The sequence below is a fragment of the Bacillus cereus ATCC 14579 genome (assembly GCF_000007825.1).
In the GTDB taxonomy this organism is placed as follows: Bacteria; Bacillota; Bacilli; order Bacillales; family Bacillaceae_G; genus Bacillus_A; species Bacillus_A cereus.
In genome coordinates, this window is record NC_004722.1 from 4,460,163 (window position 1) to 4,487,066 (window position 26,904).

The window sequence follows — 26,904 nt, forward strand, 5'->3', positions numbered from 1 at the left end:
GAATAAACAGAAAAATATAGTTATAAATATTGCCTCTTCGATATGAAGAGGCAATATTTATTAATAGTTATTATCGCTACCAAAGAAATCTTTGAACGATTGAATTGTTGTATCACGGTTTAATGCCGCAATTGAAGTTGTTAAAGGAATACCCTTCGGACATGATTGCACACAGTTTTGAGAGTTACCACAGTTTGCTAGTCCTCCATCTCCCATAATTGCACGTAAGCGATCTGCTTTATGCATTTCACCCGTTGGATGTGAGTTGAATAAGCGAGCTTGTGATAACGGTGCTGGTCCAATAAAGTCAGACTTACTGTTTACGTTTGGACATGATTCTAAGCAAACACCACATGTCATACATTTTGAAAGCTCATAAGCCCATTGACGCTTTTTCTCAGGCATTCTTGGTCCTGGACCTAGGTCATACGTACCATCAATTGGAATCCACGCTTTAACGCGTTTTAGAGCATTAAACATGCGACTACGATCAACTTGTAAGTCACGTACAACCGGGAATGTCTTCATCGGTTTTAAGCGAATTGGTTGCTCTAATTGATCAATAAGTGCCGTACATGATTGACGTGGTTTTCCGTTAATCACCATCGAACATGCACCACATACTTCCTCTAAGCAGTTCATATCCCATGCAATCGGAGTTGTTTGGTTCCCTTTTGAATCAACAGGATTACGACGGATTTCCATAAGTGCTGAGATAATATTCATATTCGGACGATATGGAATTTCAAACTCTTGGTCAAACGCTTGCGCATCTGGCCCGTCTTGTCTCGTAATGATGAGGCGGATTGTTTTCTCAGACATGTTGTTTATCCCCCTTCTCTTCACCCTTAGCAGCTACATCGTGTTTTGAAGAATAATCACGTTTACGCGGTTTAATTAACGAAATATCAACGTCCTCGTAATGGAATGCTGGTGCATTTCCTTCTCCCTCAAATTTTGCCATCGTAGTTTTTAAGAAGTTTGCATCATCACGATTTGGGAATTCAGGTTTGTAATGCGCCCCACGGCTCTCATTACGGTTATATGCGCCAATTGTAATAACACGTGCTAACTCAAACATATTTGCAAGTTGGCGTGTAAATGAAGCACCTTGGTTACTCCATCTTGCTGTATCGTTAATGTTAATACGTTTGTAACGAGCCATTAATTCTTCAATTTTCGCATCTGTTTCTAATAATTTTTTATTTTCACGAACTACTGTAACGTTATCTGTCATCCATTCTCCAAGCTCTTTATGAAGAACATACGCATTTTCGTTACCATCCATCGTTAAAATATTGTTAAATTTCTCTGTTTCGATTAATTCATTTTGCTCATATACAGTAGATGAAACAGCATCAGATGATTTAGAAAGACCTTTCATATACTCCGTTGCGTTTGGTCCTGCTACCATACCACCATAAATTGCTGATAATAGTGAGTTCGCACCAAGACGGTTACCACCGTGCATAGAATAATCACACTCACCTGCTGCAAATAAACCTGGAATATTTGTCATCTGTTTATAATCAACCCATAGTCCGCCCATTGAATAGTGAACAGCTGGGAAGATTTTCATCGGTAGTTTACGAGGATCATCCCCTGTAAATTTCTCATAGATTTCAATAATTCCACCTAGTTTAATATCTAGTTCTTTTGGATCTTTATGAGAAAGATCTAAGTACACCATGTTTTCACCGTTAATACCTAGTTTTTGCTCTACGCAAACATCAAAGATTTCACGCGTTGCGATGTCACGAGGTACAAGGTTTCCGTAAGCCGGATATTTTTCTTCTAAGAAGTACCATGGTTTACCATCTTTATATGTCCAAACACGTCCACCTTCACCACGTGCAGATTCACTCATAAGACGTAATTTATCGTCTCCAGGAATTGCCGTTGGGTGAATTTGAATGAACTCACCGTTTGCATAATATGCGCCTTGTTGATATACAGCAGAAGCTGCTGTACCTGTATTGATAATGGAGTTTGTTGATTTTCCGAAAATGATACCAGGGCCCCCTGTTGCCATAATAACGGCATCTGCTCCGAAACTTCTAATCTCCATAGTTTGTAAGTCTTGTGCAACGATTCCTCGGCACACACCTTCATCATCAACAACAGCTCGTAAGAAATCCCAACCTTCATATTTCGTTACAAGTCCTGCTACTTCGTGACGACGTACTTGCTCATCTAATGCGTAAAGTAATTGCTGTCCAGTTGTTGCACCAGCAAATGCTGTACGGTGATGTTGCGTTCCACCAAATCGACGGAAATCAAGAAGTCCTTCTTCCGTACGGTTGAACATAACACCCATACGGTCCATTAAATGAATGATACCAGGTGCTGCTTCACACATTGCTTTAACTGGTGGTTGGTTCGCTAAGAAGTCCCCACCATAAATTGTATCGTCAAAGTGGATCCATGGAGAATCCCCTTCACCTTTCGTATTTACGGCACCGTTAATTCCGCCCTGAGCACATACAGAATGTGAACGTTTTACTGGTACTAAAGAAAACAGTTCAACATTTACTCCTGCTTCTGCCGCTTTAATCGTTGCCATTAAGCCAGCCAAGCCACCGCCGACTACTATAAGTTTCCCTTTCATGCTCTCCCACTCCTTACTGGTTTGCTAGCTGTGGATCGATGAACGCTAATAATGCACTCACACCTACATAAGATAAACCTAAGAAAATAGCTAATGTTACATAAGTAGAGATTCTTTGTGAACGTGGAGATACTGTAATTCCCCAGCTGATGCAGAATGTCCATAGTCCATTTGCAAAGTGGAAAATTGTTGAAACAACACCAACTAAGTAGAATGCAAACATAGCTGGATTGTTTAAAATATCTGCCATCATATCATAGTTTACCTCTTTACCTAACATTGCTTGAATACGAGTTTCCCAGACGTGCCAAGAAATGAAGATCAGCGTAACGATACCTGAAATTCTTTGGAAGACGAACATCCAGTTACGGAAATAACCGTAAGAAACCGCATTGTTCTTAGCTGTAAATGCAATATATAAGCCATATATAGCATGGTACAGTATCGGTAAAAAGATGATGAAAATTTCTAGCGCATACCGGAATGGAAGGAGCTCCATAAAGCCTGCAGCTTTGTTAAAAGCCTCTGCTCCTCGTGTTGCAAAGTTGTTTACAATTAAATGTTGCGTCAAAAAAACACCAACCGGGATGACCCCCATTAATGAGTGCCACTTACGAAACGTATACTCGCGGCCTTTCATGTCCCCATTACCCCCCTTGAATGTTTGACTGCTGTTTTCAGATTAGTTTATGACAATAATGTTTTTTCACTATTGGCATAAGAAAAACTGAAAAAATTATTCGAAATATTTCAGCATAATTTGATACCAAGTTCATTTTACTCCTATTTTTGTCGAAGCGTCAAGAAAACGTATACATAATTTGCATATAATTTGCCAATTCTTTTTTTCTTCTTATATATTCAGATTTTCCTAAAGAAAAATCTGTTTTTATAAATGTGAAATGTTATATAATAATCCCTATAGAAAGAGGGGAATATTGTGAGTAAAAATACAATCGATACAACATCTTTAGAAGATGTTTCATTGAACGCCTTCGCTTATGAATTGCTACGTGAAGAATTACTACCTGATTTAATCGGCAACGATTTAGATGGTATTTTATACTGGTCTGGTAGAAACCTTGCAAGAAAATATCCGCTAGAAACAATTGAAGAAGTCATTCAGTTCTTTGAAAAGGCTGGCTGGGGCACTTTAAGCATTGTTGAACATAAGCGTCGTGAAATGCAGTTCCAACTTAAAGGCACACTCATCGCAGAACGTCAAAAACAAAAACGACATTCTTCTTATCAACTAGAAGCCGGATTCATCGCTGAACAAATCCAAAAGCAACGGAACGTCGTTGCAGAGTCATACGAAGAAAAGAAAAAACGTTCTGACTCTATTACATTTCTTGTAAAATGGGATATAAAAGATCTCATTGAAGTGTAAGCATTACCTACAGTCAACTAGACATATCAGTTTAGTTGACTTTTTTGTATTTTCATTCAGATGAGTTTATTTTAAATCTTCAGAAATTATACCAAAAAACAGAAGACGTTGTAAACTACAACGTCTTCTTATCTGTTAAATACGTATAAATCGTCTCCGCGACATTTTTCGGCATACCCGCTTCGACAAATTCCTCTATAGAAGCTTCTTTCATCTTCTTTAATGAACCAAAATGTTTTAACAATACCTTTTTCCGTTTATCACCGATTCCTGGAATATCATCCAATGCTGATTGAATGACAGATTTCCCATGTAATTGACGATGGAATGTAATCGCAAATCGATGCACCTCATCTTGAATACGCTGCAATAAATAAAATTCTTGGCTATTTCTCTCAAGCATCACAGGTTCCGGTGGATCCCCAATAATTAAATGGGAGGTTTTATGTTTATCATCTTTTACAAGACCTGCCATCGGAATATATAATCCGAGCTCATTCTCTAAAATATCACTTGCAGCCGCTAGATGGCCTTTTCCTCCATCAATAATAATCAAATCAGGTAAAGGTGAATTTTCTTTAAGTGCCCTTGTATAACGGCGCCTCACAACTTCTCTCATAGACTCATAATCATCTGGCCCTTGAACGGTTTTAATTTTATATTTTCGATACTCTTTCTTCGCCGGTTTCCCATCGATAAAAGCAATCATTGCAGAAACGGGATTTGTTCCTTGAATATTTGAGTTATCAAACGCTTCAATACGATACGGCGTTTCAATCCCAAGCTGCTTCCCTAAATGATCTACCGCTTTAATCGTTCGTTCTTCATCACGTTCAATTAAGTAAAACTTCTCTTCAAGAGCAATCTTCGCATTTTTATTTGCCAATTCTACAAGGTCTTTTTTCTTACCACGTTTCGGCTGCGTCGCTTCCACTTCTAAAAAGCGCTCTACTAATTCCGAGTCTATACTTCCTGGAACGACAATTTCCTTCGGCTTAAAATGACTACTGTTTTCATAAAATTGGCCGATAAACGTTAAAAAACCCTCTTCTGGTTCATCGTAAATTGGAAACATAGAAACATCACGTTCAATTAGCTTTCCTTTTCGAACGAAGAAAACTTGAACACACATCCATCCTTTATCCACTGCATATCCAAACACATCACGATCCACTAAGTCACTCATAATCATCTTTTGTTTTTCCATAATCGCATCAATATGAGCAATTTGATCACGCAACTCTTTTGCACGTTCAAACTCTAGTTTCTCTGAGGCCTCATACATTTTTATTTCTAGTTCTGAACGAACTTCTTTATGTCCACCATTTAAAAACTTAATAATTTCATCTACGATTTCTTTATTTTGTTCTTCCGTCACTTCTTTCACACAAGGCGCTAAACATTGACCCATATGATAATACAAACAAACTTTATCTGGCATATTCGTGCATTTCCGAAGTGGATACATACGATCTAGCAGTTTTTTCGTTTCATGAGCAGATTGTGCATTTGGATAAGGACCAAAATATTTCCCTTTATCCTTTTTTACGTTTCGAGTAATGAGTAAGCGCGGTTGCTTCTCCGCCGTAATTTTAATAAAAGGATATGTTTTATCATCTTTTAATTGAATATTATATTTCGGATCATATTTTTTAATTAGATTTAACTCTAAAATAAGTGCTTCTAAATTCGAAGAGGTTACAATATATTCAAAATCAACAATTTCTCCTACAAGCCGCAGTGTTTTCCCATCATGTGAACCAGTAAAGTACGAGCGCACACGATTTTTAAGCACTTTTGCCTTTCCGACATATATAACCGTTCCTTGCTTATCTTTCATCAAATAACAACCAGGTTGATCTGGGGAAATAGCCAACTTCTCTTTCAAATGTTCGTGCACTCGTCTCCCTCCATTTCTACATACTTAGCATTTTTATTTTCCCTTGAAAACATACTATGCCCAAACACCCAACATACGTTCTTTTATTGTAACGGAAAGACTGTAAAAAAGAAAATAAAAAAAGCTACCAAATGGTAGCTTTTTTTATTTTAGAAGTGTTTAGAAACTAATTCTACTAACGCTTCTTTCGGTTTGTAACCTAACGCTTGATCAACTACTTTACCGTCTTTTAATACGAAAAGAGCTGGAATGCTCATTACTTCGAATTGACGAGCAGTTTCTTGGTTTTCATCAACGTCTACTTTTACTACTTTTACTTTTTCGCCTAGTTCTGCATCAATTTCCTCTAATACAGGAGCGATCATTTTACAAGGTCCACACCAAGGTGCCCAGAAATCTAATAATACAACACCTTCGCTAGTTTCTGCTGCGAAGCTTTGGTCATTTGCGTTTACAATTGCCATTTTATTTCCTCCTTCAAGTATATTCTACCAAGAGTATATCATTAACTTATATACGTGGCGAATAATATGTATCGTTATGTATTGTAACAAAAAAATGTTCCTTTATACTATATAAAAATACGGATTAAATACTAAAAAGATGAGAGACAGGGGATCTCTCACCTTTTTCTATATATAGGGGTACTTCACTTGGAACTCAAGGGTACTTAAATCATGAATGTACTTTTAACTTTTTAAACTCTTCTGTTAAAAGAGGTACAACTTCGAATAAGTCACCGACAATACCATAGTCAGCTACTTTAAAGATACTTGCTTCTGGATCTTTATTAATCGCAACGATTATTTTTGAGTTAGACATACCTGCTAAATGCTGAATCGCACCAGAAATACCACATGCAATGTATAAGTCTGGCGTAACAACTTTACCAGTTTGACCAATTTGTAATGAGTAATCACTCGTATTCAGCGTCACAAGCACCACGAGATGCCCCAACAGCGCCGCCTAGTACGTCTGCTAACTCTTTTAATGGCTTAAAGCCTTCTTCACTCTTCACACCACGTCCGCCAGCGATAATAACTTTTGCTTCAGAAAGATCCACACCTTCTGCTGTTTTACGGACAACATCTTGAATGATTGTACGTAAATCTTTCACATCAACTGTAATAGAAGATACGTCACCGCTGCGAGACTCATCTTTTTCCAGAGTTGCAATGTTATTTGGACGCACTGTCGCAAATAACATGCCGTCTGTTACAATCTTCTTCTCGAATGCTTTACCAGAGTAAATTGGACGAGTGAAGATAACATTTCCACCTTCAACCTCTAAAGCAGTTACGTCAGAAACTAAACCAGCTTCAAGCTTCGCTGCTAATTTTGGTGATAAATCTTTACCAAGTGCTGTATGTCCAAAAACGATACCTTCTGGATTTTCTCCAGCATGTACAGCTAAAAACGCTTGTGCATAACCATCAGATGTATATGATTTTAATTTATCATTTTCAACTGTCACAACGCGATCTGCACCGTAATGAATCAATTCATTTGCAAAAGAGGCAACGCTGTCTCCAATTAGAAGACCTACTACTTCACCGCCTTCTGCAATTGTTTTTGCTGCTGCTACCGCTTCAAAAGAAACGTTACGTAGCGATCCATCACGAACTTCACCCATTACTAATACTTTACGAGCCATAGATTTTCCCTCCTGCATATATAATTTCGTATTTTATTAGATTACTTTCGCTTCTGTATGGAGCAACGATACAAGTTCTTTTACTTGATCTTGCAGCTCGCCTTGTAACACTTTTCCTGCATCTTTCTTAGGAGGCAAATAGATTTCAATTGTTTTTGTCTTTGCTTCCACATCATCTTCTTCTAAATCTAAATCATCTAATTCTAATTCTTCTAGCGGCTTTTTCTTCGCTTTCATAATACCTGGAAGCGATGGATAACGCGGTTCATTTAAACCTTGCTGTGCTGTTACTAAAACTGGTAATGAAGTTGCAATCACTTCTGTATCACCTTCAACATCACGCTCAATCTTCACATTTGTACCGTCAATTTCAAGTTTTGTAATTGTCGTTACATATGGAATATTTAACGCTTCAGCTACGCGTGGCCCTACTTGTCCAGATGCACCATCAATTGCAACGTTTCCGCCTAAAATTAAATCTGCATCTTTATCTTTTAAATACTCAGCAAGTACTTTTGCTGTCGTGAACTGGTCACCATTTTCTACATCATCTTCAATATTAATTAATACCGCTTTATCACAGCCCATTGCTAATGCAGTACGAAGTTCTTTCTCACTATCTTCGCCACCGACTGTTACAACTGTAACTTCTCCACCTTGTGCGTCTCTTACTTGAATTGCTTCTTCAATTGCATATTCATCGTAAGGGTTGATGATGAATTCCGCTTCGCCATCGTAAATTGCACCGTTTTTAATTACGATTTTTTCTTCTGTATCAAATGTTCGTTTCATGAGTACGTAGATGTTCATTCCATTTACCCCCTTGTTTTTCAGAAAGATTCTATCAATTTTAATTTTCTGTTAATTTATATTAAAAAAATAATTGAACTACCTGCCACTAAATGAAGGTTTACGCTTTTCTAAAAATGCGGCTACACCTTCTCTTCCATCTTCACTCGTAAATACTTCACCAAAAATTTGTGATTCACGTTGTACACCTTCATAGTAATGAGACGATTTTGTCGTTTGCAATAACTCTAGTACAGCACGAGTTGTTGCTGGACTTTTTCCAGCAATTTGTTTTGCAACTTTAAGCGTATCATCTAAAAGAGATTCTTCAGAGAACAATCCGTTAACAAGTCCCCACTTTAATGCTTCTGCACCAGTAATTGGTGTACTTGTTAACATCATTTCACAAGCTTTCGCTTTCCCAACATAACGTGGTAAGCGCTGTGTACCTGCAAAGCCAGGAATTAATCCAAGTGTTAATTCAGGTAAACCAAGTTTTGCACTTTCAGTTGCAAAGCGCATGTGGCAAGACATAACAAACTCAAGGCCGCCGCCCATTGCCGCTCCATGAATTGCCGCAATAACTGGTTTTGAACATTTTTCAACACGCTCAAACGTAACTTGTCCAAGCTGTGCTAATTCTGTTGCTTGCTTCGCTTCAGTAACAGATGTAAATTCTTTAATATCTGCTCCTGCTGAGAAGAAACGTCCTTCACCGTGAATAACAACAACACGAATGTTATCATCCTTTTCCACTTGATCAATTAATTCAGTAACGTCATGCATAACTTGTGAAGACATCGCATTCGCTGGTGCGTTATTTAACGTCGCCACCGCGATATGATCTTCAACTCTTACAGATAGGAATTTCAACATGATCCCTCCCATTATTGACGATAACCACAAGCTGCAATAAGTAGCCCGTGTACCGTTTTTGAAAGTGCGACCAGATCATACTTATGATCGCTCATTACCCAATTGGTCACAACTTCATCTACTGTTCCAAAGATCATTTGTCTTGCCACGCGAACATTTAAATCTGCTTGAAATTCACCTTGTTTTATACCAGTCTCTAAAATCTCATCCATAACTTGTAAGTAGCCTTTTAATACTTCATTTATTTTAAGGCGCAAGTCTTGATTGGACTGCCTTAGCTCTAATTGCGTAACGATAGCAAGCGGATCATTTTGCGACAACAGCAAGAAGTGCGTTTCTACCAACATGAATAACTTCGATACAGCGCTTTCAATTCCTGCTGTTTTTTGACGAATTGTTTCGACAAATTCTCCCATCTTCTCTTGGAATAAGGATATTAATATATCTTCTTTATTTTTAAAATATAAATAAATCGTGCCATCAGCTACCCCAGCTTGCTTTGCGATTTTAGAAACTTGCGCTTGGTGGTACCCATTCTCCGCAATCACAATGACTGCCGCATCAATAATTTGATTGTATTTCGGTCTATTTTTCTTCACTTTACTGTCCCCTTCAAGAAGATGACTGAATGAATAGTCATTCATATTCTTATAATACTGACTATTTAGAAAAGTGTCAATCCTATTTTTTCAAAAAGAAAGGGCCTTAGCCCGTTTGCTCATCCTCATTCTTTCTCTTCTCTTCATCTATTAGAACACGGCGTAAAATTTTCCCTACTGTCGTTTTTGGCAATTCATCTCTAAACTCATATACTTTCGGCACTTTATAAGCCGCTAAATATTTACGTGCAAACTGATTTAATTCTTCCTCAGAGCACTCCGTACCTTCTTTTAACACAACAAATGCTTTAACCGTCTCTCCTCGGTACGGATCTGGAACTCCAATTGTCACTACTTCTTGCACTTTTTCATGCTCATATAATACTTCTTCAACTTCACGAGGATACACATTAAATCCACTCGCGACAATCATATCTTTCTTGCGATCTTTTACATAGAAGAATCCATCTTCATCCATGTAGCCAACATCACCTGTATGGAGCCAGCCATCTTGCAATACAGCCGCTGTTTCCTCTGGCTTATTCCAATATCCTTTCATAATTTGAGGGCCTTTCACTACAATTTCACCTATTTCTCCTGGCGGTAATGCCTCACCAGTTTCAAGCGACATAATGATTGCTTCTGTATCTGGCCACGGAACTCCGATGCTACCTGGCACTCGCTTTTCCCATAAAAAATTACTATGTGTAACCGGAGAGGATTCTGTTAAACCATATCCCTCTACTAGTTTACCACCTGTAACTTTTTCGAACTTTTCCTGTACTTCTACTGGCAGTGGTGCTGATCCACTAATACAAGCACGAATAGAAGAAATATCGTATTCTTTTAAAAGCGGACTATTTAAAAGAGCGATATAAATAGTTGGTGCCCCTGGAAACAATGTCACTTTATGCTTCTTAATCGCTTCAAAAACCATTTTCATATCAAACTTTGGAATAAGGACCATTTTGTATCCTTGCATAATACTTAAATTCATAACAGCTGTCATACCATAAACATGGAAAAATGGAAGAACCCCAAGAACGACTTCTTCTCCTTCTTTGCAATTATATAACCATTGAACTCCCATTAACGTGTTAGAGACGAGGTTTTTATGCGTTAACATAACTCCTTTCGGAAATCCGGTTGTTCCTCCTGTGTACTGTAAAAGAGCTAGATCATTTTCAGGATCACAAGGCACCTCAACATTCGTATTCACTTCTTTTTCTACTGAATTCCAAAGATGAATCGTTTCACTCTCTGATACTTTCACAACTAAATTCGACTGTTTTTTCTGCACAAATGGATACAATAGATTTTTAGGGAATGGTAAAAAGTCTGCAATACGAGTTACGATAATATGCTCAATTTTTGTAGCAGATTGAACATTCGTTACTCTTGGAAACACTAAATCGAGACAAAGAATTACTTTTGCTCCCGAGTCATGAAGCTGATATTCTAATTCCCTTTCTGTATACAGTGGATTGGTTTGTACTACGATACCTCCCGCAAGTAATGTACCGTAATAACCAATTACAGCTTGCGGACAATTCGGCAACATAATAGCAACTCGATCACCCTTTTCCACACCGAGCTTTTGAAGATAATTTGCAAACCGCTTCACCTTATCATGGAAGTCCGAAAACGTAATATCCTTCCCTAAAAAGTGAAGCGCTTTCTTTTATGGGTAGCGAGAAGCCATCTGTTCTACATATCTATGAAGCGGCTGAATATCATAAGAAACCGTACTCGGAATTTCCTCTGGATAACTTTTCAACCATGGTTTTTCCACCTTCATTCCCCCTTCAAATACATAAAAAATAAATGAATGTTCATTCATGATGGTTATTTTCATTATATTATAGTCACCATAGCGTTACAATCATAATATTCTGACTTTTATATAACTATGCTTTACTTCATTAACTTCTTATTATATGTAGAAACTCTCTTAATCTTAAAAGAGTAAGAGAGTTTGTCATTAACTTAATCTTATAATTGTTAATACCGCTCCTGGGGTAGTTGTTGATAATGTCGCAACAGCTAACAAACCAAATAATTGCAAGCTAATAGCATCTCCTGCTGCAAGAGTTGTAATAATTGTTGCACTAAATGATGTGGTTGCTACCGCAGGAGAATTTATTGTCCCAGCAAGTGCCCCTCCATTAATTGTAATCCGTGAACTGACTAATAATGAAGCCGTTATATTAATTGTATATGAAATATAATAATTACCAGCATTTGCAACCGTAAATACTGTGTTTCCACCAGAAACAGTAATTCCTGGACCGATGTTTTGATTATTTGGAAGCGGGACATTCGTTCCACCAAGAACTACCGATATCGCTGTTCCCGACGTATTATTTGCAAATGCATATGTCGCCGTGATACTTGTACCTGTAGCCCCGGTTGAACCCGTTGAGCCCGTCGCTCCTGTTGCTCCTGTCGGACCGGTTGAACCCGTCGTTCCCGTTGGACCTGTTGAGCCTGTTGCTCCCGTTGGGCCTGTCACTCCTGTTGAACCCGTCGCTCCCGTTGCCCCTGTTGAACCTGTCGCTCCTGTTGGGCCTGTCGCTCCTGTTGGACCCGTTGCCCCTGTTATTCCTGTCGCTCCCGTTGGGCCTGTTGCTCCTGTTATTCCTGTCGCTCCCGTTGGACCTGTGTCGCCTGTTACTCCTGTCGCCCCCATTGGGCCTGTGCCACCTGTTGCTCCTGTTGCTCCCGTTGGGCCTGTGCCACCTGTTGCTCCCGTCGGACCGGTTGGACCAACCTTAGGAACTGTCCCATCGCAACTAAAACAGCATGAATCAACATGTACACCATTTTGATTATTACACCCACAATATCCATTTACGTTATTGCTCCATGAAGACATGTTGATCACTTCCTTTACATTCGATCTTTTTAGCGCAATCACCGACTTAAAAAACACCTATCTAAATAACAAAGAAATACTTTGCCTAGTTGGGGATAAAACACAGATTTCCTCCATACATTCTAGTAATTATTACATGCGATTCACTCTCCTTTTGCTTGTACTTTCGCCTTATCTCCACAGACTATTAACAATACACATTACACTATCGTACACAGCCACTTTCCCATTTAAACTTTCCACATTCGCCAATATTTTTAGTAAAGAGGCTTATTCTTCATAAATAGCGACTATAATATATAAAAATCCGTATAGTTCGTTATTTTTCGTCAAAATTTTAAAAATATATTGACACTTAAAATATCCTCATAGTATGATTTGGGTGTTGTAATTGATAACCATTTTCACTTATGGTACTAGTTACAAAAAACACTTAATTTGGGGGCAAAAGATGAAGAAAATTCTCAGTATTTTCATAGTAGTTCTTCTATTCGCTGTTGGATGCGGACAGCAAAAAGAGGAGAAAAAAGAAACAAAAGCGGACAATAAAAATCAAGCTATAACAATTAAACACGCTGAAGGGGAAACGAAGTTAGATAAACCAGCAAAAAAAGTAGTTGTACTTGAGTGGGTATATTCTGAAGACTTATTAGCACTTGGTGTTCAGCCAGTAGGGATGGCAGACATTAAGAATTATAATAAATGGGTAAATACAAAAACAAAACCGAGTAAAGATGTTGTAGATGTAGGGACACGTCAACAACCAAACTTAGAAGAAATTAGCCGTTTAAAACCAGACTTAATTATTACAGCTTCATTCCGTGGTAAAGCAATTAAAAATGAATTAGAGCAAATTGCACCAACAGTTATGTTTGATCCATCAACAAGCAATAACGATCACTTTGCTGAAATGACAGAAACATTTAAACAAATTGCAAAAGCAGTTGGAAAAGAAGAAGAAGGTAAAAAAGTATTAGCTGATATGGATAAAGCATTCGCTGATGCAAAAGCAAAAATTGAGAAAGCAGACTTAAAAGATAAAAACATCGCAATGGCACAAGCATTTACTGCTAAAAACGTACCAACATTCCGTATCTTAACTGACAATTCTTTAGCTTTACAAGTTACAAAAAAATTAGGTCTAACAAATACTTTTGAAGCAGGAAAATCTGAGCCAGATGGTTTTAAACAAACAACTGTAGAATCATTACAAAGTGTACAAGATTCAAACTTCATTTACATTGTAGCGGATGAAGATAACATTTTTGACACGCAACTAAAAGGCAACCCTGCTTGGGAAGAATTAAAGTTCAAAAAAGAAAACAAAATGTATAAATTAAAAGGCGACACTTGGATTTTCGGTGGTCCTGAGTCTGCAACATCTTTAGCAACACAAGTAGCAGATGTAATGACAGCGAAGAAGTGATTACACAATGAATAGCTTACAACATACACTTCGAGCAAGTCTTGTATTCGGAGGAGGAGCAGCTCTCTTGCTCCTCCTTTTCTTTATTCATATCGGACAAGGTCAAGCAAACATTTCCTATAGTATGATTATTGATGCTCTTATCTCACCGAACCAATCACTAGAACATCAAACTTTAATTATGCTTCGATTACCTAGAGCTGTAATTGCCATTTTAGCTGGAGGCGCTCTTGCTGCATCAGGGGTTATTTTACAAACGTTAACGAAAAATCCACTTGCTGAATCCAGTACAATGGGTATTCACTCTGGCGCATATCTCTTTCTAGTAGCGGCTACAATTTTCTTACCGAAAGATTTACAAATTAATTCTCTTCTGTTCACATTTATCGGTGGTGCTATTACTGCTTTATTTGTATACCGTATTTCTGGTGGAAAAAAGGGAACCCCACTTAGAATGGCATTAGCTGGTATGGTCGTTACATTAATGCTCTCTGCCTTTACCGGAACGATGCAGCTTTTCTATGAAAATGAAACAGCTGGTTTATTTTTATGGGGAGCTGGCTCTCTTATTCAAAATAACTGGGATGGCGTTCAATTTGCCTTTTCCATTTATCATTATTTCTTTCCTAGTTTTACTATTTATGTCTCGTAAACTCAACATTCTCTTACTTGGTGATGATGTTGCTATTTCTCTTGGTGAAAAAACAGCAGTAACACGTCTTATCGCCTTCATTGCTGCAATCTTTTTAACAGCAGTAATTGTTACTGTTGTTGGACCAATTGGCTTTGTCGGCTTAGTTGCACCTCATTTAATGCGCCTTATCGGATACCGTCAACACTTTACTCTTCTTCTCTCTTCTTTCTTATGGGGGGCAGTATTATTGCTTGGAGCAGATGTTGTCGGTAGATTAATAGATCCAACCGGTGCAGAACTTCCTGTTGGGGCAGTCACAGCAATGATTGGATCTCCTTGGCTTATTTACTTAGTGTATCGAATGATGAAATCGAAACAATATATGAATGATAACGGTGCGAATGCAGCTGGAGCTAGTTCCCGCTATTACTCTTATAAAAAGGTAATCATTATATCTATCACACTTTGTATTGTGACGATTGCTCTTGGTGTTACAATCGGTAGTAACGCTTATATCGAAAGCATTACTAATGTTATATCAGGTCAATTAACACAATTTGACAAAAATATGATGATGAATCTTCGTTTACCAAGAATGCTCGTTGCTGCTATTGCTGGCGCATGCCTTGCAATAAGTGGGCTTGTTTTCCAAAGTATATTACGAAACCCACTTGCCGATCCTTCTATTATTGGTATTTCATCGGGAGCTGGTGTCGGCGCTTTAACGATTATGTATGTCTTTCCTGCACTTCCTGGTTTCTTCCTACCAATTGGTGCATTTATTGGCGGACTACTTGCAGTTGGAATTGTCCTCTTCTTCTCTTGGAAATCAGGATTTAGTCCAACAGCTCTCGCTTTAATAGGGATTGGTATTTCTGCGCTTGGCTCAGCAATTATTCAAATCTTTATCGTTAGAGCCAATTTGAATGTTGCCGCTGCTTTAACATGGTTATCTGGCAGTACGTATGCAAGAGGGTGGAATCACTTAGAAAATATCATTCTATCTCCATCTCTAATTCTTGTATTCATTATCTTTTTCTTAATAAAACAACTTGACGTTCTCGTACTGGGAGACGATTTAGCAACTGGACTTGGGCAACCAGTAAATAAAACACGTCTTGCTCTAATTGTGCTAGCGACACTACTTGCGTCAGTAAATATCGCTGCTGTCGGTACAATTGCCTTTTTAGGCCTTGTCGCACCTCACTTAGCAAGAATTGTTGTTGGTATGAACCATCAAAGACTATTCGTTTGCTCAGCACTGTTTGGAGCAATTCTTCTTTCCATTGCTGACTTACTCGGCCGAACAATCGCATATCCGAAAGAAATTCCTTCTGGTCTTGTCGTCGCTGTACTTGGAGCACCTTATTTCTTATGGTTGATGAGGAAGAGTGGGAAGAAAGTTAATTAAAAAGGAGGCTTCTTGTTAGAAGCCTCCTTTTTATATACTAAATAAAGTGAAACTTTAATTAGTGGGGGGTTCTTCATCCCCACTGATTATTAACCCAAACCAATTGGGCTTTTATGAGCAGTGGATCTCCCACCTAACTTCTTTGCTCCAGCCGAATCTTGAGGTGGGAATTTTACTGCAGGTGAATAGCGGGATAAATTACTCTGATCTCACTAATTTTACAGATTTAGTCCCTCCCATAAACTCATGATGTACAGTTAATGTGCTCTCCTCAAGTTTCAAATCAACCTTCTGTTTTCTTTCTCCCATTAAAAATACAAGCTCTATGGAAATAATCCCTTGGTCCACACTTAATATTCGAAAGTCTCCTATAGTAGTCCCTTTCCCAAAAATATTATGTTCCATAAATTCTCCGCCTGTTTTCTCACTATTAATAGATTCTATTTCCAACCCAACTGGCCTGTCTGTACTTTCTGATGACATCCAAGACCCCTTTAACTTTCCAATATCAGCCTCTTTTTTCTTTTCATTTTTTAACTCTTCCTCTTTTTTCTTAACTTCTGCTTGTTGAGTTAGTAAGCCATCTATTTGCTTATTCAGCTCTTCGGCCCGTTGATTTTCCGAAATAAATTGTTGATTTTGGCCAGTATCTTTAACAATTTTATTTACTATCCCTTTAGCCTCTTCATACTTTTTATCATTCTTTAACTTCTCTGCCTTTTCCAATTGACCTATATATTGACCTTTTAACTCTTTATGCTCTATGAGCGAATCTTTTTGTTCTTTCGCTTGACTTTGAAGGATTGCGGAACCATCTTTCATCTTTTCTACTTCTTGAAACAAACCTATTGCTTGTTCTATATTTCCACTCGATTTCTCTTTTATCGAACTTATCATCTTAGTAGTTTGGTCTTTTAATACCTTTGCTTCTTTATCATCCTTTTTCTCTTCTAATGCTAGCTCAAATGATGCTACTGCCGTGTCATATTCTTTACTCGCTAACGCCAATTTCCCTTGATCCATTGCTTTTTTATAGGTTTCATTGCTACATCCTACCATTAAAAATAAAATTATGATTCCTAAAATCAATCTTTTCATAATATCCCCCTGAATTAATATAATTCTATATACACTCAATAGTATCATAAAATTTATATATAAAATTTTAAATACCATTATTAAAACATAAAGGGAACTTGTCATTTCTTCTCAAACTTAATCTATGAACATAAGTAGAGGGGGATAACAATAATGTACCAAACAATTGAAGGCTTCTTGCAATCATGGACATACGAAGCAGAGTCTACTCAGAAAATGCTTGATTCATTAACCGATGCATCTTTATCACAAGAAATTGCACCTGGACATTGGACGTTAGGAAGAGTCGCTTGGCATATCGTGACGGCAATTCCTGTTATACTATCTGGCACAGGGCTAAAGTTTGAAGGAGAAACGAAAGATTATCCTGTCCCAACTTCTGCAAAAACAATTGCAGATGAGTACCGTAAAGTGAATGCGGCTTTTGTTGAAGCACTTCAAAGTAAATGGACTAATAAAGATTTAGCAACTATTAATGACTTCTTTGGTCGCCCTATGCCGAATTCTATATTTTTAATGACACTTATTAATCATCAAAATCATCACCGCGGGCAAATGACGGTTTTAATGCGACAAGCCGGCTTAACAGTTCCTGGCGTATATGGCCCCGCAAAAGAAGAATGGGCTGCGGCTGGAATGGAAGCTCCTAAAATGTAACGACAAAAAAGACAAGGTGTTTACACATCTTGTCTTTTTCTGTAACTTGTTTCATGTGAAACTATTTTTTCTAAATGGTTGTTTCATGGAATATATAGGTTAAAATGAATACATATTACGAAGAGGGGTAACCAAATTGAATACAAAAAATAAAAAAATAGCTATGGGAACTATTTTACTAACTTCTATTATTGGAGTTATTAGTGTATCTCTTTATTTCACCTATTATGGTACCCCTTGGGGAAAACAAACAGCAATTACGGAATCAAAAGAGTATATTACAAAATATTTTAATCTAGATGCAGAGGTCAAAAACACTTCTTACGATGCTAAAATGAATAGCTATGCAATCGCCTTTGAAACAAATAAAGACGGAGAGTTTACTATCGAATATAAAAGTCCTAATAACTTTAATATTTCTCCAGAAGTACAAGCGTATTTAAGCAAACACTCCAAATTTACAGAGTAGTAACGAAGCATACATATACAAAAAAGGAGTTAGTATAACACCAACTCCTTTTACGTATTCTTATCATACTGCTATATCTTCCTTCTCTATATTTTTAATGCCGTAATACGCAATCACAACTCCAATTGCTGCGAGTGCTAGTTGAAGGGGAAGAAAAGTTGCTGTAGAAAACTCTGGGTTGCCATTCATTGCAATTGTGACAACGATAAGAGATGAAACAATTGTAGTTGGCACGGAGCGTTTACGCATTCCGAAATATAATGGGATTAAACTCATCCCCGCAGTTGCAATGGCTAAAGGAACTAGTTTTATTCCTTCTTGCATCAATTGATCTACTGTAAATGAATTAGGAAGAATTGAAAAATAGCTATCTATACCAAAGAAAACTCCTACTACTAAAATGTTAGATACAATAACTGTTATAAATGTTACTATCGCTGTAATAGCCAACTTACTAGCCATCATTTTCTTCCGATTAATAGGGTAAGAAAACATAAGTAGTATTGTTTTATTTTTATATTCACCAATTATTAGCCTTGCGATTAATACACTACCAAAAACAATAAACGTTGCTCTTACTATTGTGCTAGCCATTAACAATATCGTCTCTGGATTCCTTATTTCTGCATCACCTTCTACTTGAGCAATGATGCTCACAAAGATCATTAATGCCAGTATAACAATATTTGCAATAATTGCTCTCTTCACGTACCAACCAAGCTTAAACTTTTTCAATTCTAGCTTCATTAAATGTAGCATGATAGTGTCCTCCTTCCTCCTAAGATTTAATCAATATAAATGACTCCTGTTTCACTTAAAATCTTCGCTTCATTTTTTGCATCACCAATCGTTCCTACTTTTATTTTTTCTGTACTTTTATCTTTCTTAAGTCCTTTTAAATCTACTATTACGTCAGCCGAATTACTTTTAGCCATAAGCTTCAATGATGCCGGGACACCTTTATACCGTACGCCAATATCCCCTGATTTTGTTTCTATAAATAATGATTTTCCTTCTATCATATCTTTCAGCAATACTTCCCCAGATGTTGAAGTGATGTTCATATTTGAGTTACTTACATTTGTGATATAGTTATCACCAGTCGTAGACTTTATATTTAATTCTTGTAATGAACTATCTTTTAACATTAAATCTCCTCTTTCGGATGTAAATTCACCCTTCTCTGCCGATAGTCCTGTAATCATTCCATCTCCAGATTTGCCTTTTATCACGATGCTTTTTACTACTATATCGTTTATTTTCACATCACCCGATTTATTATTTAATACAATTTTATCTATCTCTTTCTTCGGAATAGCTATACATATACTATTTTTCTTTCTAAACGTAAAACCATAAAAAAATCTGTTCACCTTTTGTTTTTGCTTAATCACAATTTTATTTTCGTCATTTTCTATTTTGACAGGATCTATCTCTTTATCTGCTTGTTCACCTTGAGCAGAAATTACTATTTTATTAGCGTCTGTACTTTTAAACTCAAGATTCCAATTTTCATTGTCTACTTCTATTGCTTTTATATTATTTATATCAAAAGACTTTTCTTTCTTAAAATCTTTCCCCTGAAATACCTTAATACCAAAAACTACACTAGCAATTGTAATGAATAATATTGCAATTACTATCATTTTTTTCACTATTCATACCCCAGTTCGTTTTTGTTTTAAGCTTGCTTCACGCCACATCTATCTTGTCAATTTTACGAAACGATAGATAGCTAATGAAAATTCCTAATAAACAGAGCACGATTGGGATAGCTATAAAATCAAACATACTTACTTGACCATTTCCAGGACCAACGTTACTGTTCATCATCATCCCAATTATTACTGCAGAAGTAATCGTTGTCGGTGTTGATTTCTTTCTCATTCCAAAAAATAAAGGAATTAAACTAATACCAGATATCATAAATGCACTTATAATAGTAGCTGGAACGATAGCTATTATTTCCCCCATCGTAACAGGCGTTTCAAGTAGTCCCATTATTGGATTCATACAGAATATGAGCAAACTAATAATGAAAGTAGCGATAATCGTGCTCACAAAACAAAAACAAAAAACAATTGTTAATTTCGCACTCATTAGCATTTTCCTTTGCAGTGGATACATAAATAGTAGCTGTATTGTTTTGTTCTTGTATTCATCAATCACTAAGCGTGATAAAATAACCGATGCAAAAATAATAAATGTAATTCTAATAAGAATATTTGCTAAAGACATGTATTCCATATAGCTAGAGAACATCAAATCATCCTCTACCTTAGATCCCCACGCCATAAGGCTTACTGCAGCGAAAATTGCTATAATACAAATTGCTACCCCTTTAAAGTAACTAGATAATTTATGTTTCTTCCATTCGAGCTTCATTAATTTAAACATATAAATTACGCCTCCATTCTTTATATACCTGTCTCTATGCTACTAACATTCTAATTCCAGCAGTAACGAAGCTTAACATTCCTATCACTAGTACACTGAACAACCATTTCCGCCCTGGTTTTCTATAATATAAAATTCCACTTATTAGCATTACGATAAATCCACTTACCAGGTTCAGCCACAGTCCATTAAGCATGAATACCTTCTCCATCCATTACATTTAAGAAATATTCTTCTAAGGAACTATGTTTCTTATTAATACTTTCAATTTCCACATCGTTCATAATAAGTGCTTTTGAAATGGCCTGCTGAGACGCTAACGTATCATAAACCCGAATCATGTTTCCACTCATTATTTTGTAGTTTTTTATACCAAGTTTATCTTCTAAAATATAAGTTGCACGTTTCACATCAGGAACAGTGATTTCAATATACTCTGTTTGTTTTCCGTTAATACTCTTCATTGAAACTTCTTTTATTAGTTTTCCATTTTGAATGACACCAATTGTATCCGCCATTAATTCCATCTCACCTAAAATATGGCTAGAAACTAATAATGTAATGCCATATTCTTTGCAGAGCATTTTAAATAAGTCTCTTAATTCTTTAATACCAATTGGATCTAAACCGTTAATGGGTTCATCTAAAATGAGTAATTCTGGCTTTGTTACGATTGCCCTTGCAATACCGAGTCGTTGTTTCATTCCTAATGAAAAATCTTTTACTTTTTTATTATCTATACCTTGCAGCTTCACTAAATGTAAAGCATGGTCAATTTCATTTTTATCGTAATAGCCCATATATTCACAATGTAATTCTAAGTTTTCTTTCGCCGTTAATTTATCATAAAAGATTGGATATTCAATAATCGTCCCCATTCTCTTTAATACTTCATAAGATGTATCTGTTAACTTCTCACCGAAAATTTCAATCTCACCGCTCGTCGGTTTTATTAAATTTGTAATCATTTTCATAATCGTTGTTTTACCAGCACCGTTTGGTCCTAAAAAACCGTAAATTTCTCCTTTTTTCACATGCATGTTAACACCGGAAATAACTTCTTTCCCTTTAAACACTTTCGTTAACTGATTTGTTTTTAATATATATGTCATGTTACTTTCCCCTTTCGCAATACTCTATATTTCTATAATAGACAACGGAAATCTCTTTTTTCTTACCCGTTTCTTACAAATTCCTTACGCTGAAAAAAAGCTTGTAGAATCTACTGCTCTACAAGCTAAAACTGTATCTTTGTTAATACAATTGTAAAAATTGTTTTTTCATACGGTTTACTAGAAAGATGGATTTTCCCGTCCATCGCTTCCACAAGCCGTTTCGTAATCGTTAATCCGAGACCACTTCCTTGGTACAATCTATTTCTTGAATCTTCAAGTGTGTACATACGCTCAAACACTTTATCAATATGAGATTCATCAATCCCTTTTCCTTTATCCCATACATCTATATACACGCCCGTGTCATCATCTCTTAACGTCATACCAAGTGCCTTTCCATCGTCTCCATATGTAATTGCATTTGATATTAAATTATTCAATACCCTACCTAATACTTCTACATTTCCAAGTGCGTATATATTTCTTTCTGGTATATCAATATGAACCTGAAAACCTTTCGTCGTCACTAAATCATAAAATGATAAAATCTTCTCGCGGCAAACTTCATTCATATTTACTTTTGTCATTTCAATTGCTTTGTCACCAGATTCTAATTTTGCCAAGTCAAAAAACTTATGAATTAACTCCATCACTTCTAGTGTTTTCGTATGCACTTTTTCAAGTAATATTTGTTGTTCTTCTTTATTTATCGTTTTATCCTTATTTAACATTTCTGTATATCCAAGAATAACTGTTAGTGGTGTTTTCAAGTCATGCGAAATATTTGAAAGCATTTTTCTCATCGAAATTTCTACTTTTGCATGATCTGCATTCGTTTTCTGTTTTGCATCTAATAATTGATTAATTGCCACTAATAATTTTTGCAATTCTAGATCATCTGTCATAACGAGTAACGTCTCGCCTGTTTTGTCATTTACAATACTTTCTAACTTTTCATATGTGTATCGTAAATTTTCACTACTATTTTTTCTCATTCTATATTGCATATAAATAACACATAACAATATAAAAATAATACCTATTAACAAATTGACCATATTACATCACTTCCAACTTATAGCCGATGCCCCATAACGTTTTAATATATTCTGGATTAGATGGATCACTTTCGATTTTCTCACGCAATCTTCTCATATGAACATTAATAACGTTATCGTCACCGTAATACTCTTCATTCCAAACTAATGTATATATTTGCGCTTTCGTAAATACACGATTTTGGTTCTTTACGAATAGCTTTAAAATCTCAAATTCTTTTAAAGTAAGTTTGAGAGACTTCCCGTTTTTTTCAACTGTAAAATTAATTGGATCAATTGTTAAATCACCAATTTGAATCATCTTTTCTGTTGTTTCTGTAGCCGAATATTTCGTAGACCTCCGAATACCCGCTTTTACACGTGCAGCTAATTCAATCATAGAAAACGGCTTACAAATGTAATCATCTGCTCCAAGTCCTAATCCAACAGCTTTATCAACATCTGTATCTTTTGCCGACATCATTAAAATCGGAACAGCACTTTTTTCTCGAATGATTCGTACAACTTCTAAGCCATCTAGCTTTGGCATCATAATGTCAAGGATAATCAAATCAAATGAACCTTTTAAATATGTGTTCACGCCTTCCTCTCCATCAGACGCAATTGTTACTTGAAAACCCTCTTTTATTAAATACTTTTCCACCATCTCTTGAATTGAGATATCATCTTCAACTAATAAAATATGATGTGACATATGTCTATCCCCTTTTTACAAACGTTAACAATCCAATTGTATCGTAACTACTACAGACTGGAAACAATTATATGAATTTTCAAACCAACTTCCCTTCCTTCCTTAACAATGATATGATGAAATTCACTACGATTGTTCATAATTAACTTTATATAAAGGAGACTTATCATGTCAGAAAACAAAAAAGTAAGCTTAGCTGATTTAATGCGCGAACAACTTGCTAAGAAAAAGCAAGGAAATGGAAATGGTCAAAATGCAAAAAATCAAAGCCAAGAAACGAAAAAATTACAAAACCAACAAACAAAGAAAACAAACAACCAACGTAGACGTACAGGTGTGTAAATGAACGGACAAAAACGTTCTAATATCGCGCCCGGTCTTGAAGTTGATATTGTATTAAAACAAGATCAACGAACAGGCAAATTAACACGTGGAATTGTAAAAGATATTTTAACAAACTCCCCTTCCCATCCGCATGGCATTAAAGTGCGATTGCAGGACGGACAAGTCGGTAGAGTACAAAATATCGTTCAATAAGAAAAGGAGCTCAAGTAAACTCGAGCTCCTTTTCTTTATTAACCTTTAATTTTCTCGATGAAAACTACTTTTAAGTAGTCTCCTTCTTTAAATTGATCAATGGTACGGAAATCTTCTGGTAAAGAATGTTCTTCTAATATTTTATATTTTCCATTCATTTCTTTAAAGGCTGTATCGATAAAGCCTTTAAACTTTTTCATATCGAATGCGCTACAATTTGTAGAAGCAACGATAATACCGTTATTTTCTGTAATAGCAATTGTTTCTTTTAATAAATTTTTATAATCTTTTGCTGCACTAAATGTATATTTTTTTGAGCGGGCGAAGCTTGGAGGATCAAGTACGACCATATCAAATTTCATCTTTTTCTTAGCTGCATATTTGAAGTAAAGAAATACATCTTCTACAATAATATCTTGTGCTTCATAATCAACTTCATTTACACTAAACTGCTCAATCGTTTTACTTAAACTACGATTTGCAAGGTCAACACTCGTCGTTTTACTTGCTCCGCCAAGCGCTGCAAATACAGAGAAAGCACCTGTATAAGAGAACATATTTAACACTGTTCTTCCCTTTGCATATTTATCACGAATTTGTTTTCGAACGTTACGTTGATCTAAAAATACACCAACCATTGCCCCATCATTTAAATAAACCGCAAAGTTCACACCGTTCTCTTTTACGATAAGTGGGAACTCGCCGCGCTCTCCTGCTACGAAATCATCACCCTCAATATATTTCCCTTTCGTATCAAAACGCTTTTTCTCATAAATACCTTTAAAGTTTGCTACTTTTTGAAGAGCGGCTATAATCTCATCTCTGAAAGTGTAAATCCCTTCACTATACCAACTTACTACGTAGTAGCCATCATAATAATCGATAATTAGTCCTCCAAGACCATCACCTTCACCATTCACCACACGGAATGCTGTCGTATCACTTGATTTATAAAATTGCTTTCGTTTATGTAGGGCAGATTTGATTTTACTTTCAAAGAAAGATTGATTAATTTGTTCACTCTCTTTTCTCGTTAAAATCCAGCCGTATCCTTTATTTTGCTTTCCATAATAACCTTTTCCGACAAAGTTGTTCTTCTCATCTACTACTTTGATGATTGTTCCTTCTTCACGAACATCATTTAAATTTTGAATCGCATCTTTTAAAATAAGCGGATATCCACTTTTAATTTCTTTTATAAATTTCGGTTTTATTTTTACAGTTACTTCTAATCGCATATAATAACTTCCTTTCCATTTGCATGCTTTCTCTACAGGAAGCATTTGAAAAACGAGACTGAAAAAACAGCCTCGTTTCACTATACCATATTATTGCTTTGCTAGTACAACTAGCTCATTCTCGCACTTAACCGCCACATATTTACTATGTTTTGAAATGAAAATCTCACTGTCCAAAATAATAGAAAAAAACTTATATATTTCACATTTACCATTGACAATGATAATGATTTTCATTATCATTTGATGTATATGAGTTCTTGAAAATATAGCTACATTTATAGGAGGAATAAACATGATTATTGTTACAAATACAGCTAAAATTACAAAGGGAAATGGGCATAAATTAATTGAGCGTTTTAATAAAGTAGGTAAAGTTGAAACGATGCCAGGCTTTTTAGGTCTAGAAGTTCTTTTAACACAAAATACAGTTGATTATGATGAAGTAACAATTAGCACTCGCTGGAATGCAAAAGAAGATTTCCAAGGTTGGACAAAGAGCGCTGCATTTAAAGATGCTCACTCACATCAAGGCGGAATGCCAGAATATATTCTTGATAATAAAATTGCTTACTATGATGTAAAAGTTGTACGTATGCCAATGGCTGCAGCACAGTAAGAACAGTCCTTTTTTAAAGTATAGAATATGAGAAGCGTTATCTATCACTTCTCATATTCTATACTTTTTTCTTTAATTTCTTTTTACTAATTTTGCGTGTACAACTAGCCTTCCAGCCTCTGGATCAAGAGCATAATCACAAGTAGAAAGTGTTACGATTTCATCATTAGCCGTCAATTCCGTATCCGTTTTGTACAGTGATTTTTCTTGAATTTCCTTTAAGAACGATGCATATGCTGCATCATTTCCAAAATCCGTTTCAATGTAATAAAAGTCCGTTGTTGTCGTGTATACTGAAAAAACTTCAACGTCGTATCCTTCAAATAATGTATCGTAATATAATTTACGATGAGACATAAAAAAGTCTTCATCCAACATTTTTTTTAAACTACCAAACATAGAACCATCTTTCATACGATGGCCATATAAAATCGTATTTCGATTTTGAGATTTCACATCATTACGATGGTCCATAAAAATGCTTCCCGCTCTCATATCTTCACCTTTATAATTACGAAATAAATAGTAATCATTATCTTTTGCTTGAACGATTGGATAATTAATTTGTGTATCATCCATCGTAATCCATCCGACTATCTCTGGATTAATTTTCTGGAGATCCTGAAACTGTTTACGTACCTCTCCATTTTCTGATTTTTCTTCCATTGGACTTCTTTTATAAATATGTTGTGCCTCAGCCATTACTTTACGATTTTCATAATAATCCATGAAAATCCCGCCCAACTCATACATTGAATAGAAAAAGATTCCTAAAAACACAATTGTAAGTATGCGTTGAAAAAAAGAATTCTTTTTCCGTCCTTTCTTACTATTCAAATTATCACCTCAAAACGGATTAT

General features: G+C 36.1%; 26 protein-coding genes and 3 pseudogenes. 8 read left to right on the plus strand and 21 right to left on the minus strand.

Annotated features, from left to right (window positions below; translation table 11 throughout):
• Positions 1-60: 60 nt before the first annotated feature.
• The 3 genes from sdhB to sdhC are packed head-to-tail and all read right to left on the minus strand — an operon-like array spanning position 61 to position 3,248.
• Positions 61-822: a succinate dehydrogenase iron-sulfur subunit gene (gene sdhB / locus BC_RS22545; protein ID WP_001291827.1), complete on the minus strand. Its 762-nt coding sequence runs from the start codon at positions 820-822 to the stop codon at positions 61-63.
• The gene (gene sdhA / locus BC_RS22550) at positions 815-2,608 is read right to left on the minus strand and encodes a succinate dehydrogenase flavoprotein subunit (RefSeq protein WP_000676751.1); all 1,794 of its coding nucleotides are present in this window, start codon (positions 2,606-2,608) and stop codon (positions 815-817) included. The genes sdhB and sdhA overlap by 8 nt, the downstream gene beginning before the upstream one ends.
• 13 nt (positions 2,609-2,621) lie before the next feature.
• The gene (gene sdhC, locus BC_RS22555; RefSeq protein ID WP_000678354.1) at positions 2,622-3,248 is read right to left on the minus strand and encodes a succinate dehydrogenase cytochrome B558; all 627 of its coding nucleotides are present in this window, start codon (positions 3,246-3,248) and stop codon (positions 2,622-2,624) included.
• A 300-nt stretch (positions 3,249-3,548) separates the two neighbouring features.
• Here sdhC and BC_RS22560 point away from each other — a divergent pair, with 300 nt between their 5' ends.
• On the plus strand, positions 3,549-3,998 hold the full coding sequence (locus BC_RS22560; protein WP_000042226.1) for a YslB family protein: 450 nt from the start codon (positions 3,549-3,551) through the stop codon (positions 3,996-3,998).
• 115 nt (positions 3,999-4,113) lie between these two features.
• Here the strand turns inward: BC_RS22560 and uvrC are convergent, their stop codons facing one another.
• From uvrC to BC_RS22600, 8 genes and pseudogenes are all read right to left on the minus strand, one after another.
• Positions 4,114-5,898 (minus strand): excinuclease ABC subunit C, encoded by a 1,785-nt coding sequence (uvrC, locus tag BC_RS22565; RefSeq protein ID WP_000544305.1) that lies wholly within the window; start codon positions 5,896-5,898, stop codon positions 4,114-4,116.
• A 149-nt stretch (positions 5,899-6,047) separates the two neighbouring features.
• A complete protein-coding gene (gene trxA / locus BC_RS22570) occupies positions 6,048-6,362 on the minus strand; it encodes a thioredoxin (RefSeq protein WP_001018943.1) in 315 nt (104 codons plus the stop codon).
• Positions 6,363-6,573: 211 nt separating this feature from the next.
• Positions 6,574-7,552: pseudogene (gene etfA, locus BC_RS22575) on the minus strand (electron transfer flavoprotein subunit alpha).
• 36 nt (positions 7,553-7,588) lie between these two features.
• Entirely contained in the window at positions 7,589-8,362 is a 774-nt protein-coding gene (gene etfB / locus BC_RS22580) for an electron transfer flavoprotein subunit beta (RefSeq protein WP_001029028.1), read from the minus strand.
• A 78-nt stretch (positions 8,363-8,440) separates the two neighbouring features.
• Positions 8,441-9,217, minus strand: coding sequence for an enoyl-CoA hydratase (locus BC_RS22585; RefSeq protein ID WP_011110402.1), 777 nt, complete (start codon positions 9,215-9,217; stop codon positions 8,441-8,443).
• An 11-nt stretch (positions 9,218-9,228) separates the two neighbouring features.
• Positions 9,229-9,816 (minus strand): TetR/AcrR family transcriptional regulator, encoded by a 588-nt coding sequence (locus tag BC_RS22590; RefSeq protein ID WP_000742223.1) that lies wholly within the window; start codon positions 9,814-9,816, stop codon positions 9,229-9,231.
• Between the two features lie 106 nt (positions 9,817-9,922).
• Positions 9,923-11,608: pseudogene (locus BC_RS22595) on the minus strand (long-chain-fatty-acid--CoA ligase).
• 189 nt (positions 11,609-11,797) lie between these two features.
• Entirely contained in the window at positions 11,798-12,691 is an 894-nt protein-coding gene (locus tag BC_RS22600; protein ID WP_002195845.1) for a BclA C-terminal domain-containing protein, read from the minus strand.
• 451 nt (positions 12,692-13,142) lie between these two features.
• On the opposite strand from BC_RS22600, the gene BC_RS22605 reads away from it, so the two are divergent.
• Positions 13,143-14,117, plus strand: coding sequence for an ABC transporter substrate-binding protein (locus tag BC_RS22605; protein ID WP_000722821.1), 975 nt, complete (start codon positions 13,143-13,145; stop codon positions 14,115-14,117).
• A gap of 7 nt (positions 14,118-14,124) precedes the next feature.
• Positions 14,125-16,162, plus strand: a pseudogene (gene fhuB, locus BC_RS22610) (Fe(3+)-hydroxamate ABC transporter permease FhuB).
• 198 nt (positions 16,163-16,360) lie between these two features.
• On the opposite strand, the gene BC_RS22615 reads toward fhuB, so the two are convergent.
• Entirely contained in the window at positions 16,361-17,260 is a 900-nt protein-coding gene (locus tag BC_RS22615) for a hypothetical protein (RefSeq protein WP_000825576.1), read from the minus strand.
• A 153-nt stretch (positions 17,261-17,413) separates the two neighbouring features.
• Here BC_RS22615 and BC_RS22620 point away from each other — a divergent pair, with 153 nt between their 5' ends.
• Complete coding sequence (locus BC_RS22620; protein ID WP_000284980.1) at positions 17,414-17,917, plus strand: DinB family protein; 504 nt, start codon at positions 17,414-17,416, stop codon at positions 17,915-17,917.
• A 136-nt stretch (positions 17,918-18,053) separates the two neighbouring features.
• Positions 18,054-18,386, plus strand: coding sequence for a hypothetical protein (locus tag BC_RS22625; RefSeq protein WP_001093296.1), 333 nt, complete (start codon positions 18,054-18,056; stop codon positions 18,384-18,386).
• Between the two features lie 63 nt (positions 18,387-18,449).
• Here the strand turns inward: BC_RS22625 and BC_RS22630 are convergent, their stop codons facing one another.
• The 7 genes from BC_RS22630 to BC_RS22655 all read right to left on the minus strand — a co-directional run bounded on the left by BC_RS22630 (position 18,450) and on the right by BC_RS22655 (position 23,650).
• Positions 18,450-19,145, minus strand: coding sequence for an ABC transporter permease (locus BC_RS22630; RefSeq protein ID WP_000902926.1), 696 nt, complete (start codon positions 19,143-19,145; stop codon positions 18,450-18,452).
• A gap of 26 nt (positions 19,146-19,171) precedes the next feature.
• Positions 19,172-20,041 carry a DUF4097 family beta strand repeat-containing protein gene (locus tag BC_RS22635; protein ID WP_000738281.1) on the minus strand — a complete coding sequence of 290 codons (870 nt, stop codon included), beginning with the start codon at positions 20,039-20,041 and terminating at the stop codon, positions 19,172-19,174.
• A gap of 37 nt (positions 20,042-20,078) precedes the next feature.
• On the minus strand, positions 20,079-20,783 hold the full coding sequence (locus tag BC_RS22640) for an ABC transporter permease (RefSeq protein ID WP_000475536.1): 705 nt from the start codon (positions 20,781-20,783) through the stop codon (positions 20,079-20,081).
• Positions 20,784-20,817: 34 nt separating this feature from the next.
• A complete protein-coding gene (locus tag BC_RS27765) occupies positions 20,818-20,979 on the minus strand; it encodes a hypothetical protein (RefSeq protein ID WP_000931816.1) in 162 nt (53 codons plus the stop codon).
• On the minus strand, positions 20,972-21,895 hold the full coding sequence (locus tag BC_RS22645; protein WP_000221070.1) for an ABC transporter ATP-binding protein: 924 nt from the start codon (positions 21,893-21,895) through the stop codon (positions 20,972-20,974). Before BC_RS22645 ends, BC_RS27765 begins: the two co-directional genes overlap by 8 nt.
• 125 nt (positions 21,896-22,020) lie before the next feature.
• Complete coding sequence (locus BC_RS22650) at positions 22,021-22,956, minus strand: HAMP domain-containing histidine kinase (protein WP_000247675.1); 936 nt, start codon at positions 22,954-22,956, stop codon at positions 22,021-22,023.
• Between the two features lies 1 nt (position 22,957).
• Positions 22,958-23,650 carry a response regulator transcription factor gene (locus BC_RS22655; protein ID WP_000018035.1) on the minus strand — a complete coding sequence of 231 codons (693 nt, stop codon included), beginning with the start codon at positions 23,648-23,650 and terminating at the stop codon, positions 22,958-22,960.
• Positions 23,651-23,818: 168 nt separating this feature from the next.
• On the opposite strand from BC_RS22655, the gene BC_RS27770 reads away from it, so the two are divergent.
• Together BC_RS27770 and BC_RS22660 are read left to right on the plus strand one after the other, a co-directional pair.
• Positions 23,819-23,992, plus strand: coding sequence for a hypothetical protein (locus BC_RS27770; RefSeq protein ID WP_001293578.1), 174 nt, complete (start codon positions 23,819-23,821; stop codon positions 23,990-23,992).
• Entirely contained in the window at positions 23,993-24,187 is a 195-nt protein-coding gene (locus BC_RS22660) for a YwbE family protein (RefSeq protein WP_001014310.1), read from the plus strand.
• Between the two features lie 38 nt (positions 24,188-24,225).
• On the opposite strand, the gene BC_RS22665 is transcribed toward BC_RS22660, so the two are convergent.
• Positions 24,226-25,425 carry a class I SAM-dependent rRNA methyltransferase gene (locus BC_RS22665; protein WP_001235507.1) on the minus strand — a complete coding sequence of 400 codons (1,200 nt, stop codon included), beginning with the start codon at positions 25,423-25,425 and terminating at the stop codon, positions 24,226-24,228.
• A gap of 295 nt (positions 25,426-25,720) precedes the next feature.
• Here BC_RS22665 and isdG point away from each other — a divergent pair, with 295 nt between their 5' ends.
• Positions 25,721-26,044: a heme oxygenase gene (gene isdG, locus BC_RS22670; protein WP_000587818.1), complete on the plus strand. Its 324-nt coding sequence runs from the start codon at positions 25,721-25,723 to the stop codon at positions 26,042-26,044.
• A gap of 72 nt (positions 26,045-26,116) precedes the next feature.
• On the opposite strand, the gene srtB is transcribed toward isdG, so the two are convergent.
• Positions 26,117-26,881: a class B sortase gene (gene srtB, locus BC_RS22675; RefSeq protein ID WP_001086126.1), complete on the minus strand. Its 765-nt coding sequence runs from the start codon at positions 26,879-26,881 to the stop codon at positions 26,117-26,119.
• Between the last annotated feature and the right edge of the window lie 23 nt (positions 26,882-26,904).